Annotated in this window: 14 protein-coding genes and 1 tRNA gene; 11 read left to right on the top strand and 4 right to left on the bottom strand. The window is 70.7% G+C overall.

The genetic code is table 11. The features are described from left to right. Positions 1-3: 3 nt before the first annotated feature. Positions 4-813 carry a CoA transferase subunit A gene (locus tag B7X32_RS10765; RefSeq protein WP_292719338.1) on the bottom strand — a complete coding sequence of 270 codons (810 nt, stop codon included), beginning with the start codon at positions 811-813 and terminating at the stop codon, positions 4-6. Positions 814-917: 104 nt separating this feature from the next. Here B7X32_RS10765 and B7X32_RS10760 point away from each other — a divergent pair, with 104 nt between their 5' ends. The 4 genes from B7X32_RS10760 to B7X32_RS10745 all read left to right on the top strand — a co-directional run bounded on the left by B7X32_RS10760 (position 918) and on the right by B7X32_RS10745 (position 3,909). Beyond that, positions 918-1,715 (top strand): IclR family transcriptional regulator, encoded by a 798-nt coding sequence (locus B7X32_RS10760; RefSeq protein WP_292719336.1) that lies wholly within the window; start codon positions 918-920, stop codon positions 1,713-1,715. Positions 1,716-1,874: 159 nt separating this feature from the next. Next, on the top strand, positions 1,875-2,306 hold the full coding sequence (locus B7X32_RS10755; protein WP_292719334.1) for a MarR family transcriptional regulator: 432 nt from the start codon (positions 1,875-1,877) through the stop codon (positions 2,304-2,306). Continuing rightward, on the top strand, positions 2,303-3,532 hold the full coding sequence (locus B7X32_RS10750; protein ID WP_292719332.1) for an MFS transporter: 1,230 nt from the start codon (positions 2,303-2,305) through the stop codon (positions 3,530-3,532). Before B7X32_RS10755 ends, B7X32_RS10750 begins: the two co-directional genes overlap by 4 nt. A 101-nt stretch (positions 3,533-3,633) precedes the next feature. Beyond that, on the top strand, positions 3,634-3,909 hold the full coding sequence (locus tag B7X32_RS10745) for a hypothetical protein (protein WP_292719330.1): 276 nt from the start codon (positions 3,634-3,636) through the stop codon (positions 3,907-3,909). A gap of 16 nt (positions 3,910-3,925) precedes the next feature. Here the strand turns inward: B7X32_RS10745 and B7X32_RS10740 are convergent, their stop codons facing one another. The 3 genes from B7X32_RS10740 to B7X32_RS10730 form a co-directional block, all read right to left on the bottom strand. Next, positions 3,926-4,321, bottom strand: a complete 396-nt coding sequence (locus B7X32_RS10740) for a DUF6855 family protein (RefSeq protein ID WP_292719328.1) — start codon at positions 4,319-4,321, stop codon at positions 3,926-3,928. Positions 4,322-4,593: 272 nt separating this feature from the next. Further along, positions 4,594-5,250 carry a hypothetical protein gene (locus B7X32_RS10735; protein ID WP_292719326.1) on the bottom strand — a complete coding sequence of 219 codons (657 nt, stop codon included), beginning with the start codon at positions 5,248-5,250 and terminating at the stop codon, positions 4,594-4,596. A 273-nt stretch (positions 5,251-5,523) separates the two neighbouring features. Continuing rightward, a tRNA-Lys gene (locus tag B7X32_RS10730) sits at positions 5,524-5,596 on the bottom strand. Positions 5,597-5,759: 163 nt separating this feature from the next. Here B7X32_RS10730 and B7X32_RS10725 point away from each other — a divergent pair. The 7 genes from B7X32_RS10725 to B7X32_RS10695 form a co-directional block, all read left to right on the top strand. Next, positions 5,760-6,608 carry an inositol monophosphatase family protein gene (locus B7X32_RS10725; RefSeq protein WP_292719324.1) on the top strand — a complete coding sequence of 283 codons (849 nt, stop codon included), beginning with the start codon at positions 5,760-5,762 and terminating at the stop codon, positions 6,606-6,608. After that, complete coding sequence (locus B7X32_RS10720; protein ID WP_292719322.1) at positions 6,608-7,201, top strand: hypothetical protein; 594 nt, start codon at positions 6,608-6,610, stop codon at positions 7,199-7,201. The genes B7X32_RS10725 and B7X32_RS10720 overlap by 1 nt, the downstream gene beginning before the upstream one ends. Positions 7,202-7,212: 11 nt before the next feature. After that, positions 7,213-8,034, top strand: coding sequence for a hypothetical protein (locus B7X32_RS10715; protein WP_292719320.1), 822 nt, complete (start codon positions 7,213-7,215; stop codon positions 8,032-8,034). Positions 8,035-8,105: 71 nt separating this feature from the next. Beyond that, positions 8,106-11,261, top strand: coding sequence for a tetratricopeptide repeat protein (locus tag B7X32_RS10710; protein ID WP_292719318.1), 3,156 nt, complete (start codon positions 8,106-8,108; stop codon positions 11,259-11,261). 206 nt (positions 11,262-11,467) lie between these two features. After that, on the top strand, positions 11,468-12,400 hold the full coding sequence (locus tag B7X32_RS10705) for an alpha/beta hydrolase (RefSeq protein WP_366246980.1): 933 nt from the start codon (positions 11,468-11,470) through the stop codon (positions 12,398-12,400). A 4-nt stretch (positions 12,401-12,404) separates the two neighbouring features. Further along, positions 12,405-13,616, top strand: a complete 1,212-nt coding sequence (locus tag B7X32_RS10700) for a histidine kinase (protein WP_292719316.1) — start codon at positions 12,405-12,407, stop codon at positions 13,614-13,616. Continuing rightward, on the top strand, positions 13,613-14,207 hold a 595-nt coding region (locus B7X32_RS10695), incomplete at its 3' end, for a response regulator transcription factor (RefSeq protein WP_292719314.1). The genes B7X32_RS10700 and B7X32_RS10695, both read left to right, overlap by 4 nt.

Below are 14,207 nucleotides of genomic sequence, written 5' to 3'. Positions count from 1 at the left end.
ATGTCAGGCCTCCCCGTTCCCGGAGCCGGAGTCGGTCCCCGAGCTGGTCGAGGGACGCACGGTGCGCCGCTCGATGCGCTTCTCGATGTCGGATCCGACCTCGACCACGCGGTGCACGTACACGCCGGGCAGGTGGATCTGATCCGGATCCAGCTCCCCCGGCTCGACGAGCCGCTCGACCTGCGCGATGCAGATGCGGCCCGCCATGGCGGCGAGCGGGTTGAAGTTGCGCGCGGCCTTGTTGAAGATCAGGTTGCCGTGCCGGTCCCCGAGCGCGGCGTGCACGAGCGCGAAATCCGTGGTGATCGCCTCCTCGAGCACGAACTCGCGCGGCTGCCCGTGCAGTTCGAAGGTGCGCACGTCCTTGGCGGGCGAGGCGATCGCGACCGACCCGTCGGCGGCGTAGCGCCGCGGCAGGCCGCCCTCGGCGACCTGCGTGCCGACCCCGGTCTGCGTGTAGAACGCGGCGATCCCGGATCCGCCGGCGCGGAGCTTCTCGGCGAGCGTGCCCTGCGGCGTCAGCTCGAGCTCCAGCTCGCCGGACAGGAACTGGCGCTCGAACTCCTTGTTCTCCCCCACGTAGGAGGAGGTCATCTTGCGGATCCGCTGCGCGCCGAGCAGCAGCCCGAGCCCCCAGTCGTCGACGCCGCAGTTGTTGCTGACCACGCTGAGACCCGACGTGCCCTGGGCGAGGAGCGCCCCGATCAGCGCGCTCGGGTTCCCGGAGAGCCCGAATCCGCCGACGGCGAGCGAGGCCCCGTCCGGGATGTCGGCCACCGCGTCCGCCGCGGAGGCCCATTTCTTGTCGATCACGCGCCACTCCTTCGTGTGGGATACGGTTCCACTCTGCGCCGGGGCGACGGGTCATTCAAGCCCGCGCTTGCGATGTGGTCGTCCACGTCAGTAGCGTCCACATCATGGAACAGGCGTCTCCCGCGAAGCGCTCCGTCCCCGGAGCCCAGGCGATCGCGCGCGCCGCCGAACTGCTCCGCCTCGTCACGGCCTCCCCCGACGGCGCCGCATTGCAGCGGCTCGCCGCGACCTCGGGGCTCAGCCGTTCGACCGTGCACCGCCTGCTCTCGGCGCTGCGCGCGGAGGGCCTCGTCGACCAGGATCCGCAGACGGCCCTCTGGATGCCCGGCCCGGAGCTCTACCTCATGGGAACAGTGGCCGCGGCGCGTTACGACATCACCGAGTTCGCACGCGACATCGTCCGATCCCTGGCGGTGAAGACCGAGGAGAGCGCGTTCCTCTCGGTGCGCAGGGCGGACGAGACCGTGTGCCTGCTGCGCGAGGAGGGGGCGTTCCCCATCCGCTCCTTCGTGCTCAGCGAGGGCGTGCGCTTCCCGCTCGGCGTCGCGAGCGCCGGACTCGCGATCCTCTCGTTCCTGCCTGACCACGATGTGGATGCGTATCTGGCGCGCCATCCCGAACTCGGCGAGCGCTGGGGGCGCACGCACGCGCCGACTCCGCTGCGCCGGCGTCTCGCGGAGACGAAGGCACGGGGATACGCCGTGAACCCCGGCCTGATCGTCGAGGGCAGCTGGGGCATGGGCGCCGCGGTGTTCGACCGCGACGGACGGCCGGAGTGGGCACTGAGCCTGACCGGCGTCGAATTCCGGTTCGGCCCCGATCGCCTGCCCATGCTCGGCCGCACCCTGCTCGCACACGCCCACCAGCTCTCCGCGCGGATCGCCGGCCGCGCCTCACGCTGAGCGCGGCGCCCCACCGAGTGGATCCTGGCGCGCCGGGCCGCGGCGCCAGCTCGCTCCCGTCGCACAAGTTGCCGCTCTGCGCCGCGTTGAGCGGCATCTTGTGCGACGGGAGCACGCAGCGCATTGCTATTTACATACCAGTAGTTATATACTTCAGTTATGAATCACGGAGAGATCCTGCAGTCGATCGTCTTCTCGACGCACGCGCTCACCCGGATCGCCGCGCAGGAGGCCGGCAACGACGCTCCTGCGGCGCAGTGGCGAGCACTGAGCCTGCTCGACGGCAACAACGGGCAGCGGGTGGGCGAGCTGGCTCGAACGAGCCGCACGACGCAGCCGGGGATGACCCGGATGCTCGGCCAGCTCGAACAGGAGGGCCTCGTGCTGCGCTCCCCCGACCCCGAGGACTCCCGCGCGACGGTCGTCACGATCACGGCGGAGGGGCGCGCCGCCCTGCATGCCTGGCGCGACGAGATCCAGCGGATCCTCGCTCCGCGATTCAGCGACCTCGACGACTCGGACTGGGAGCACCTCTCCCGCGCCGCCGAGATCCTGCACACCCATTCGCTTCTGGAAAGGACAGCACGTTGAGTACCACCGATTCCTCGGTATCGATCTGGAAACAGCCCGCACAGGTCTGGGCCGTCGCCTTCGCCTGCGTCGTGGCGTTCATGGGCATCGGGCTGGTCGACCCGATCCTCCCCGCGATCGCCGAGTCGCTCAAGGCGACCCCGGTGCAGACCGAGCTGCTGTTCACCAGCTACCTGCTCGTCACCGGTGTGGCGATGCTCTTCACGAGCTGGATCTCCAGCCGGATCGGCGCCAAGGCCACCCTGCTCATCGGCCTCGCGCTCATCGTGGTCTTCGCCCTGCTGTGCGCCCTGAGCGGCAGCGTCGACATGATCATCGGCTTCCGCGCCGGCTGGGGTCTCGGCAACGCGCTGTTCATCTCGACCGCGCTCGCGACCATCGTCGGAGCGGCGAGCGGTGGCTCCAGCGCCGCCATCATCCTCTACGAGGCCGCCCTCGGCCTCGGCATCGCGATCGGCCCGCTGCTCGGCGGGCTCCTCGGCGAGGTCGCCTGGCAGGGCCCGTTCTTCGGCGTCGTCGTGCTCATGGCGATCGGCTTCATCGCGGTGCTGACGCTGCTCCGCGGCCCGTTCGAGAAGCGTCAGCCCGTGCCGTTCTCCGCGCCGTTCAAGGCGCTCGGCCGCCCCGCTCTCGGTGTGCTGGCCGTCGCCGCGCTGTTCTACAACATCGGCTTCTTCGTGCTGCTGGCGTTCTCCCCGTTCCCGCTCGGCTTCAGCGCGATCGGCATCGGCCTGACGTTCTTCGGCTGGGGCATCGCGCTCGCGGTCACGAGCGTCTGGGTGGCTCCGATCCTGCTGCGCCGCATGCCGATCACCCGGATCATCCTGTTCGTGCTGCCCCTGCTGGCGATCGACCTCATCGTGGCCGGAATCCTGGTGGCGATCCCGATGGCGCTCGTGATCTGCATCATCGTCGGCGGCCTGCTGCTCGGCATCATGAACACCGTGCTCACCGAGGCCGTCATGGAGGCGACGGATCTGCCCCGCTCGGTCGCATCGTCCGCCTACTCCGCGGTGCGCTTCATCGGCGGCGCCGTGGCCCCTCCCCTCGCGGCGCTCCTGTCGCACCTCTGGGGCGACACCGTCCCGTACCTGTTCGCGGGGGTCTCCGTGCTGATCGCCGCGCTCGTGGTGCTCTTCGGTCGTCGCGCGCTCGCGCACATCGATCGCGGCTCGCACGACGCCGCGGAGGATGCGGAGGCGATCCTCATCGGCGACGCCGCCTGAGGATCCGCACCCGACCCGAACGGGTGCCGCGAAACGGCCCGTCCCGCACAACGGTGCGCGGGGCGGGCTTCGTCGTCGGCGGCGGGCTCTACGCTGGAGACATGCTGATCGGTCTCATGCGCCCCGTCGAGTCCAAGACCCACACCGTGCAGGCCGAGGAGCTGGACGAGATCCAGGACCTGCTCGCCGCAGAGACCCCCGAGGGATGGCAGCTCGCGTCCGCTCCCGTCGCGATGGCGAAGAAGGACACGGTCCTCACCGCGGAGGGCACGATCGTGCGCCGCGATGGCGTGCAGGAGATCGAGGCCGATGACATGGCCGCCCTCGAGGCGAAGGTGCCGGAGGGGTATCAGCTGCTTTCCGTGCGGGTCGTCTGAGCGCGCAGGAACGCGCTCAGAGCGCGCGCACGCGGTTGTTCCGCGCGTTGTGCTCCAGCTCCACCAGCCCGAGCTGTTCGAGCAGCGGCGGCAGATACATGCCGAAGCGTCCGCGATAGCCCTTGCGCAGTCCGTACCAGCCGCCGACCGGATTGTCCTCGGCGCGGCCGAACGCCTCCACGGTTCCCTCGGCCGCGGGCTTCTGCTCGTCCGCGGCCCCGAGCGGCACCCAGTCGCCCTGGGCCCGCAGCCAGGCGTGCAGATCCTCGATCGCCCTCGACTGGTATCGCAGGGTGGTCGAGCCGACCTGGCAGACGAGCTCGTCGCCGTCGCGGTGCATCGTGTACTCACTCGAGCCCGGCGCCGTGCGCAGCCGCCACGGGCTCTCCGCCGTCCCATCCCCATCGGTCATGGCGCGAGTCTACTGAGCGCGACCGGCGGCGGCGAGAGTCCTCAGGCGGTCGAACTCCTCGCCGGCGACAGATCCCGCGATCGGGGGAACGGTGCGGCCGGGGGGACAGTCCGGCCGCACCCGCCATCCCCAATGGCGACACGGCTAGCGGGAAAGCACCCTCGAGCCTCTGGGGTTCTCGACGGCGCCCTAGCCATGCACAGGTGAGACTCCGGGAAACCCGATCGATGACGCGACTCTCCCGTGTTTTTCTCCGATCGTGCTCCTCAGCGCTAACTGCAGGTGATCGAGGGCAGCGAGGTTCCGATGTCGTCCGTCGAGGCGCTGCCGTTCGCCGAGGTCCGCTGATACGCCGTCCAGGTGTAGCAGATCAGCACATCGCCGGTCGTCGGCGCTGTGTAGAGGACCGTCCACGTCTGGTTGGTGAAGTTGCTCCCGTTGCCGGCCGTGGTCAGCTGCTGGGCGTTGGCTCCTCCGGGATTGGCGCTCTTTCCCGTGGAGCCGACCGTGTACCCCGCCCAGACCTGTGCTCCGCCGATGGCGAGGACCAGGTTCGCGGGCGAGTCCGGCACCGGGTTCGAACGATTGGCCTGGGTCGTGAAGGTGATCGTGTACGTCTTGCCCGCGACCATCGTCACGGTGGCGCACTTCGTCAGCGTGTAGTTCGAGGTCGTGCTCGCGTCGCACCATTGCCACCACATCCCGTTCGGCTCGGGCTGCGGATTGCCGCACGTGCCCGCCGTGAAGCTTCCGGTGTTGCTGCCGCTCCATCCAGACCACCCGGGCACCGTGACGGAGCACGCGGGCGAGGCGGCCGCATGAGGCAGCGCCGTAGCGGCGGCGATGACGGGCACCGACCACGCAGCACCCTTGATGACCGTCCTGCGCCGGATGCCCTCGCGATCCGGCGCGCTGTTCTCTCCGTTCATGGGCACGTGCCCTCCCCAGTCATGACTTCCCCAGTTCCCGCCCCCGACGAGGACGGAGCGAGAGACCTCGCACGTACTGAGACGCATCCCGCTTCGATTCATGACGCGCTCATCGCAGGATGCGCCGGCCATCGCCAGGCGTGAAGGCAGCACGACCTCCGACAGGAGAGCGGAGCGGATCGCGTTCGAGGTGTCATACGGCCGCAGAGAAGCGGACGGATCGCAGACGCAGAAAAGCCCCGATAGATGGCGAGATCTATCGGGGCTTATCCGTGCACCCCCTGGGACTCGAACCCAGAACCCACTGATTAAGAGTCAGTTGCTCTGCCGATTGAGCTAGAGGTGCTCGGCGGGCCGGTTCCCCGGCCGAGGAATCACATTACCAGCGGATCTGACGGAAGCGAAATCGGCGCCGAGTCCGCGTGCATCCCTGGCGTGTCGTCCGCCCCGAGTGCGCGTTGGGCCGCGTTCGCCCAGGGTGAGTCGGCCCTGCCCCATATCCTTGAGACGTGACTGAGACCCGCGCCGAAGCAGACTTCCAGAGCGACCTCGACCTCGCTCTCCGCCTTGCCGATGCCGCCGATGCGCAGTCGCTGCCGCGCTTCGACGCCGCCGACCTGAACGTGTCGCTCAAGGCCGACCGTTCGCACGTCACCGACGCGGATCTGGCGACCGAACGCGCGCTCCGCGAGATCCTGCAGGCCGAGCGCCCGGAGGACGGGATCCTCGGCGAGGAATTCGGCACCTCCGGCGACGCGCACCGGCAGTGGGTCATCGACCCGATCGACGGCACCGCGAACTTCCTGCGCGGGGTGCCGATGTGGGGCACCATGATCAGCCTCGCGGTCGACGGTGTCGCCAAGGTCGGCGTCGTCAGCATGCCGGCCCTCGGCCGGCGCTGGTGGGCCGCCCCCGGCCTCGGCGCGTGGGCGTCGACCGATGCCGAGCCCCGCGCGATCCGGGTGTCCGACGTGGCCAGCCTGGACGACGCGAGCGTGAGCTTCCAGAGCATCGCGCAGTGGGACGAGGCAGGGCACCTGGACGCGCTCATCGCGCTGAGCCGCCGGGTGTGGCGGGACCGCGCCTACGGCGACGTCTTCTCCTACATGATGCTCGCCGAGGGGCGCCTGGAGATGGTCGCCGAGTTCGACGTCAAGGAGTACGACATCGCGGCGGCGTTCGCGATCGTCGCCGAGGCGGGCGGCACGGCGACCGCGTTCGACGGCACCCCTACGCTCGCAGGACGCTCGGCGCTCGCCACGAACGGCGTGCTGCACTCCGCGTTCCTGGAGCAGCTGCACGCTTCTGCCGCCGCGCAGCCCAGCCCGGTCGGACAGCAGAGCCCGGCCGTCCCCTGATGCGCCTTCTCGCACGCGTGGTCCTGCCGCTGGGGCTCGCCGTCGGCGTGCTCACCGCGACCACGGCGTGCAGTGGAGGCGCCCCCTCCCCCGGCCCTTCGCCTGCCCCCAGCGTGAAGCCCACGCCCGACGCGAAGAGCACAGCCCCCGAGTCGACGACGCCGCCCACCTCGGACACCCCGGCGACGCCGCCGGCCTCGCTGAGCTGCGAGACCCTGATCCCCTCCGACACGGTCGCCGCGCTGCACAAGCAGGGCTGGGCAGCGATGAAGCGGGACTTCGCCTTCGGACCCGAACCCGTGCCCGGCGGCATCGAGTGCCTCTGGTCGGATCCGGCGATCGCCTCCGACCACGGCCTGCTCTACGGCTGGGCGCCGATCGCGGGCGCCGACGCCAAGGCCCGCCAGGAGCAGCTGGTGGCGTCGGGCTGGATCCGTGAGGACAGCAGCCGCGGCGTGTACATCACCGCGGACCCGCGCGCCTCGCTCAGCCAGGACGAGGACGGCTACGGCATGACCTACCTGTTCGGTCCGGGATGGGTGACCGTATCCGACACGAAGCAGGGCCTGGTCCTGATCGACCCGCGGAGTTGACCAGGATGCCCGTGCGGACGATCTGTCTGACGCTTCCGGCCGCCCCCGACCGGGAGAACGAGGACGCGATCGCGCTGGCCGCCGGGATCGGCGTCGTCGTCGACGGCGCCGGGATCCCCGCGGAGCTGCGCCGTGGCTGCACGCACTCCGTGGCCTGGTACGCGCGCCGCCTCGCCGACGGATTCTGCGCCCGGCTGGTCGATCGCGGCACCCCGATGCGTGACGCCCTGGCCGGAGCGATCGCCGCGGTCACCGCGCTGCACGCCGGAACGTGCACGCTCGAGGACGGCTCGCCGAGCGCGACGGTCGCCGCCTGGCGCGTCGACGGTGCCGAGGTCGAACATCTCGTGCTCTGCGATGCCTCGATCGTCGTGCGGGACGTCTCAGGCCGCGCGCAGGAGTTCACCGACGACCGCATCGAGCACTCGGTGGCGCGTCGCTCCAGGGAGCTGCTGTCCGCCCGCACCGAGACCGCCGATCCGGGCACGGACGAATGGGCAGCGCTCCGCTGGCGAGCGCTCGAGGAGTGCCGCAACGCTCCTGGCGGCTTCTGGTGCGCGCAAGCGGATCCGGCCGTCGCCGCGCAGGCCCTCATCGGGCGCCGGGAGATCGACGACACGGCGGCCCTGATCGCCGCCTCCGATGGCGGCACGCGCGGATTCCAGCTCGTGGACGCCCACGATCTGCCGTCCTTCGCACGCCGGGCCTCATCCGGAGATCTGGAGGGGCTGGCCGCCGAGATCCGCGCCGGCGAGGAAAAGCTCCGCACCCGCGCGGACTTCGACGGCAAGATCCACGACGACCTCACGATCGTCGTCGGCGCCTTCGGCTGACGCACTCCCAGCTTCCGCACGGCGTGGGCGAGTTGCCCGCCACCCCCTGGCCTTCTACTGTCGAGAGCGTGATGGCAGATGCGCTCCAATCCGCGTGGTCCGACGTCTCGAGCCAGGATCCGGTGCGCATCGCCCAGGCTCTCGACGCCTTCCGCCGGCTGCTCCCGGAGGCGCTGATGACCGAGGGCGAGGGCGGGGACGCCCACCGCAGCGCACTGCGCGGGCTCGCATACGGCCTCGACGAACTCGGCCGCGAGGACGACGCCAGGGAGATGTACCGCACGCTCGCCGAGGTCTGCGAGAGCGCACTCGCCGACCAGGGACACCTGGACGAGCACCGCGAGCGACTCCTCGACGACCGGCTCTACGCCCGCGCCGCCGAGCAGATGGTCGGACAGGGTCCGGCCTCCTCAACCGTCGTCGCCGCGCTGGACGCACTGATCGCCGAGGGCGAGCAGGCGCTCGGCGGTGCGCACGGCCGCGTGCTCTGGCTGCTGGACCGGCGGGCGCAGCTGCTCACCCGGTTGAACCCCGCCGAGGGCCTGCACGCCTACGACCTGCTCATCGCCCGCGCCGCGGCTGCGGACGAGCGCGGCGAGAACCACCTGACGGCGCTCGCGGCGAAGGCGACAGAGCTGTCCCGGATCGACGAGGACGAGCAGTCCGCACTGCTCTGGGGGCAGGTGCTGGACGGCCGGCGCGCGCTCCTAGGGTTCGACGCGCCCTCGACACTGGATGCCTGGTGGTGGCGCGCGAGGACCCGGTACTGGTCAGGCGACGCGGCGGGCGCCGATGCCGACCTCGTGCTGCTGATCCCGGCGCTGCAGCGCCAGCGCGGGGAGGACGACGCCCTCACCCTGGATGCGATGAAGTTCCGCGCCACCACGCTGCGGGTGCTCGCCCGTGACGGCGCGATCGCGGACGATCCGCTGCCGCTGGTCCGTCGGATCGCGGTGCTGGAGACCGCGCGCTTCGGACCAGGCGCCGACCAGGTGCTCGCGTCGCGGATGATGGCGGTCGAGGTGCAGCTCGATCGGGAGGATCGCGAGGGACTGTGGCCGGGGCTCATCGCGGAGGCCCGCGGAATCGTCGACGACACCGCGGATCGCGCACCGGGCGCCACGCCCGCGCTCCGCTCGCGGGACCTCCTGGCCCGCGTGCTGCGCGACGCCCGCGCCGCGCACTCCTCCCCCGAGCTCGCCGCGTCGGGCCTCGCCGCCGCCATCGCGCGGTGCGCGCATGTCGATCGCGCGATCGAGGAGTCGACATCCGTCGAGCCGGCCAGCCGGGCGCCCGGCGCGGATCCCGACCCTTCGCCGGTGTCTCCCGAGCATCTCGCGAATGAGATCGCGCACGCCTGGACGGACCTGTCCCGGTGGTACGCGCCCCATTCCGCCGAAGCTCTGGATGCGCTGCGAGCGGGTGCCGACCGTCTCCGCGAGCTCGGCGCCGCGGGACGCCGGAGCGAGATCGATGTGCGGGACGACCTCGGATCCGCCTTGCGCGACGCCGGCCATGCCACCGAGGCTCTCGCAGAGTTCGAACGATCGCTCGCGCTCGAGCTGAGCCTCGCCGCCGAGGCATCGACGCCGGAGGACCGCCGCACCGCGGCGACCAGACTCGCCCAGTCCCGCTACGCCCTCGGTGCCACGCTGCGCGGCATCGGGCGCAACGCCGAGGGCGAGGCAGTGCTCGCCGACGCCATCGAGATCGCGCAGCACGACGGCGCCTCCCCGCAGATCATCTCCGAGATCCGGGCCGCCCGCGCGCTCGCCCTGCAGGATCTCGGACGCAGCGACGAGGCCGCCGCCGAGATGCGGGCGCTCTACGACGCCTCGGGCGAGGTCGGCCACGCGATCGATCTCGCCGCCGTGTACCTGCGCAGCGACCGCGCCGCCGAGGCGGAGGCCCTGCTGCGACCTGTGCTCGCACGGCTCGAGGCGGAAGGCTCCGCGGAGACCGCCCAGGGCTCCCGCGTGATCGGCAACCTCGCACTGGCGGCGTGCCAGCTCGGGCGGGACGCCGAAGCCGCCGCGACCTACGACAGGCTCTATGAGCTGCAGTCGCGCATCCTCGGTCCGGACCACAGGGACACCCTGATCACCCTGCACAACCGCGCACAGGAGGAACGGCACCTGGGCCGCTATGCGGAGGCGGCGCGACGCTTCGAGTCGGTTCTCGCCCGGCGCACGGCGGCGCTGGGCGCAGACGATCCGCACACCCTCAGCACCCTGTCGGCGCTCGCCGGCACGGTCGCGGACGCGGGAGATCTGCCCCGCGCCAGGGAACTGTCGGAGCGCGTCGTCGCCGAGACGCGCGCCGTCCTCGGCGAGACGGACCCGCAGACGCTCCGCCGGATCCGCGATCTGGACGGGATCCTCGCGCGGCTCGGTGACGCCCAGCAGGATCGCGACGTACTCGCCGATCAGGTCAGGGCCGGATTCGTCTCGGCCGAGAGCGTCACGGACGACGGCACCACCTCGCCCGGGCTCGCGGCGCTGCGCTACGCCGACCACCTCGCCCGGCAGAACCGCTACGGCGATGCCCTGGTCGAGTACAGCCGCGCCCGCGACGCGCTGAGCGATACGGCCGGCATCGACTGGCTGAGGGCCGAGCGCGGCGCCGCCGAATGCTCGAAACGGCTCGGCGCGTACCGCGAGGCCGCCGACGCCTACGCGCGCATCGTGCCACAGCTCGAGCGGCTCCTGCCCGGCGACCACTGGGCGCTCGCCGACACGCTGAACGACCAGAGTATCGTGCTCTCGCACCTCGGTCTCGTGGATGCGATGGTCCCCGTGCAGCAGCGGGCGATCCAGGTCGCCGACGGCGCCGGATCCGACCCCGAACGGGCGGTGCAGCTGCGGATCTGGCTCGGCCGCCGTCTGGCCGAGGCCCGGCGCTTCCCGGAAGCGCTCGCCGCCTACGACGATGCCGCCGAGACCGGCGCCCGCACGATCGGCGCCGAGCACGCAGTCACCCTCGACGCGACCGACGACCGGGCCGAGACGCTGATCGCGCTCGGACGGCATCGCGAGGCGTTGAAGATCTACCGCACCAACATCCCTGCCATGGAGCGCGTGCTCGGCGCCGACTCCGCCGCCGTGCGCCGCGCCAGGACCAAGCAGAAGGCCTCCGCCCAGCAGGCGTCCAAGAGCCGCTCTGCCATCACCGGCGGCGTCATCGTCGCGGCCATCCTGGTGTACATCATCTGGACGCGGATGAGCTGATCGGCGACGGTCGGAGGAAGCCCTCGGGATCCCGTGCACCCGCGCGGATTCCGGGGGCTTCGGCGTGTGCGCGCCGTGACATCCGTCACTGTTCCGCGTGACATCAGGGCACTTCTGCCGGTCTCGGATGTTCGCTGTGATGGAGGGACGACCCCATCGCGGACACCGAGCCGCCCTCCTGAGACGAGAACCTCTTGCGAAGACGAGTGAAGATCACTCTGCTGACGATCGGCGCCATCGTCGCCCTTCCTGTCCTGCTCCTCATGACCACTTCTGTCGTGAACGTCGTGGCGACCAAGTCCGACCTCGCGGCGATCACGCCCTATGGCGAACGGGTCCCGGTGGACGGCAAGAAGATGAACGTGGTGGTCAGCGGGTCCGGTGAGGAGACGATCGTCCTCCTGCCAGGCCTCGGCACCTCGGCACCGGCACTCGACTTCCAGCCTCTGATCCGTCAGCTCGACGACACGCACCGGGTGATCGCTGTCGAGCCGTTCGGCACCGGCCTGAGCGATCAGGCCGACACCCCTCGCACGGCGGAGAACATCGCCCGAGAGGTCCATGCGGCCCTGCAGCAGCTCGGCGTCGATCGCTACGTCCTGATGGGGCACTCCATCGCGGGGATCTATGCCCTCCAGTACAGCGCCCTCTATGCGGACGAGCTCATCGCGTTCGTCGGGATCGACAGCAGCGTCCCCGATCAGCCCGGCTGGAACGAGCCCGTCCCGACCGACGGCCTCGTCGCCCTTCGGGACCTCGGCATCCTCCGCGTCATGGCCGCGGTGTCCGGAGATCCCTATGCCGGCATGCCCTACGACGAGCACACGAAGGAGCAGATGCGACTGCTGACCACGAGGAACTCGACCGAGCCGACGCTCCTCGACGAGATGAACCGATCCGCGGACAACTTCGCGTCGGTCCGGGGCATGACGTTCCCGTCATCGTTGCCCGTCCTGTTATTCGTCGTGCAGGACAATCAGGACGTCTCCGGCTGGCTCGCGCTCCACGAGCAGCAGGCGGCGAGCGTCGAGCGCGGTCGGGTCATCGCGCTCGAGGGTGAGCACTACCTGCACCACACCCGGGCGGCAGAGCTCGGAACGGACACGAACGCCTTCCTGAAATCGCTCCCGGTACGCTGACGTCATGACGGACGGACGGCCGCGCACCCGACAGGCCGGCGCAGATCTCCGGTGGGTGCGCGGCGTGAGCGCCGCAACGCTCGCCCTGCTCGTCCTCATCGGCTGCTTCCTGCAACTCGTGCTCGGTGTGACGAGCGAGTCGGGGCTGCGCCCGACTCTGCTCGTCACGACGACGATCGCCGCGACGATCCTCGCCCTGGCCGCGATCCCCCTGCTGCTGAGACCCTCCGGCGGTGCGCTCTGGCGCCATCCGCTCCTGCTCGCCCTGCTCGCGCTGGTCGGCCTGACTTGGGCGCTGGCCCTGATCCCGCCGTTCGGCGGGTGGGGGTGGGGGTTCCTGCTCGCCATCGCCGGCGGCATGCTCGGTTGCGTCGTCGGCGGCTGGTGGCGTGCCGTCGTCATTGCCGGAGTGCTCGGAGCGATCGCCCTCGGCGGCGTCTCCCGCTCGGTCACGGCGTCCGCCTCGGTTGCCGCCCGGACCGACATCGACGGCGCCAATCCGTTCGTGATCGTCAGCACACTCGTGCTGATGGCATTCATGCCGCTGTCCACCATCTGGGTGCTGCGCGTCGTGCTTCGCCTGGACCAGGCGCGGCAGACGGCCTCCGAGCTCGCGGTGGCCACGGAGCGGCTGCGGTTCGCCACCGACCTTCACGACATCCAGGGTCACCACCTCCAGGTGATCGCCTTGAAGGGCGAACTCGCCGAACGCCGCCTCCGCTCGGGCGAAGCGGCACTCGCGGCGGCAGAGCTCTCCGACATCCGGTCGATCGCCCAGGCTGCGCTCGAGGACACACGCGCCGTCGTCAACGACTACCGCACGGTGACCGTAGCGGTGGAGGCACGCAATGCCGCGGCCGTGCTGCAGTCGGCGGGGATCGACTGCACCGCGCGCATCGAGACACCGGATCTCCCTACGGACCTCGGAGCCGTCTTCGCCGTGGCGATCCGCGAGGCAGCCACGAACATCCTCCGGCACAGCACCGCGACGAAGGCCACGCTGGACCTCGTCCGCCCGACCACCGACGAGTACCGGCTGACGATCACGAACAACGGTTCCGGTGCCGTTCGCTCCGGTGGCACCGGCATCGCGGGTCTCCGGGAACGGGTCGGCGCCTGGGACGGAACGGTGAGCACACGACGTCACGATGATGCGTTCACCCTCGTCGTCAGCATCCCTACCGCATCGCGGGACACAAGGGAGGAGGAGCAGTGATCAGGATCCTGATCGCCGACGATGAGGTGCTGATCCGCGGGGCGCTGGTCGCGCTCCTCTCGCTCGAGCCCGACATCCAGGTGGTCGCTGACGTCGGCGACGGCCGAGCCGCCGTCTCCGCGATCCTCGAGCATCGCCCGGATGTGGCCCTGCTCGACCTCGAGATGCCGCAGCTCGACGGCATCGAGGCCGCACGGTCCGTGCGGTCGGAAGGAGCGCAGGTCGTCATCGTCACCCGGCACGCACGACCGGGGACCTTGAAGCGCGCTCTTGCCGCTCGGGTCCGCGGCTTCGTCCCGAAATCCACGCCGGCATCCGAGCTCGCCGACATCATCCGATCGGTCGCATCCGGCGAGCGGTACATCGACACGAGCCTCGCGGCGGCAGCGCTGTCCGAGGACGAGAGCCCCCTGACAGCGCGCGAAGCGGACGTGCTCCGTCTCACCACGGAGGGTCTGGCCACGAAAGAGATCGCACGGTCGCTCGGGCTCGCGCATGGCACCGTCCGCAACCGCCTCTCCTCCGCGATGGCGAAGCTCCACGCGGAGTCACGGATCACCGCCGCCCACAAGGCGCGCGACAACGGCTGGA

The sequence above is a fragment of the Microbacterium sp. 13-71-7 genome (genome assembly GCF_002257455.1).
In the GTDB taxonomy this organism is placed as follows: Bacteria; Actinomycetota; Actinomycetes; order Actinomycetales; family Microbacteriaceae; genus Microbacterium.
The sequence above is the reverse complement of the archived record's forward strand: the minus strand, read 5'-3'. Positions and strand labels throughout refer to the sequence as shown.

Coding starts and splice junctions, on each gene's coding strand:
- B7X32_RS10700 (WP_292719316.1), top strand. CDS start 12,405: ATGACGGACGGACGGCCGCGCACCCGACAGGCCGGCGCAGATCTCCGG.
- B7X32_RS10760 (WP_292719336.1), top strand. CDS start 918: ATGGAACAGGCGTCTCCCGCGAAGCGCTCCGTCCCCGGAGCCCAGGCG.
- B7X32_RS10720 (WP_292719322.1), top strand. CDS start 6,608: ATGCGCCTTCTCGCACGCGTGGTCCTGCCGCTGGGGCTCGCCGTCGGC.
- B7X32_RS10710 (WP_292719318.1), top strand. CDS start 8,106: ATGGCAGATGCGCTCCAATCCGCGTGGTCCGACGTCTCGAGCCAGGAT.
- B7X32_RS10745 (WP_292719330.1), top strand. CDS start 3,634: ATGCTGATCGGTCTCATGCGCCCCGTCGAGTCCAAGACCCACACCGTG.
- B7X32_RS10740 (WP_292719328.1), bottom strand. CDS start 4,321: ATGACCGATGGGGATGGGACGGCGGAGAGCCCGTGGCGGCTGCGCACG.
- B7X32_RS10735 (WP_292719326.1), bottom strand. CDS start 5,250: ATGAACGGAGAGAACAGCGCGCCGGATCGCGAGGGCATCCGGCGCAGG.
- B7X32_RS10755 (WP_292719334.1), top strand. CDS start 1,875: ATGAATCACGGAGAGATCCTGCAGTCGATCGTCTTCTCGACGCACGCG.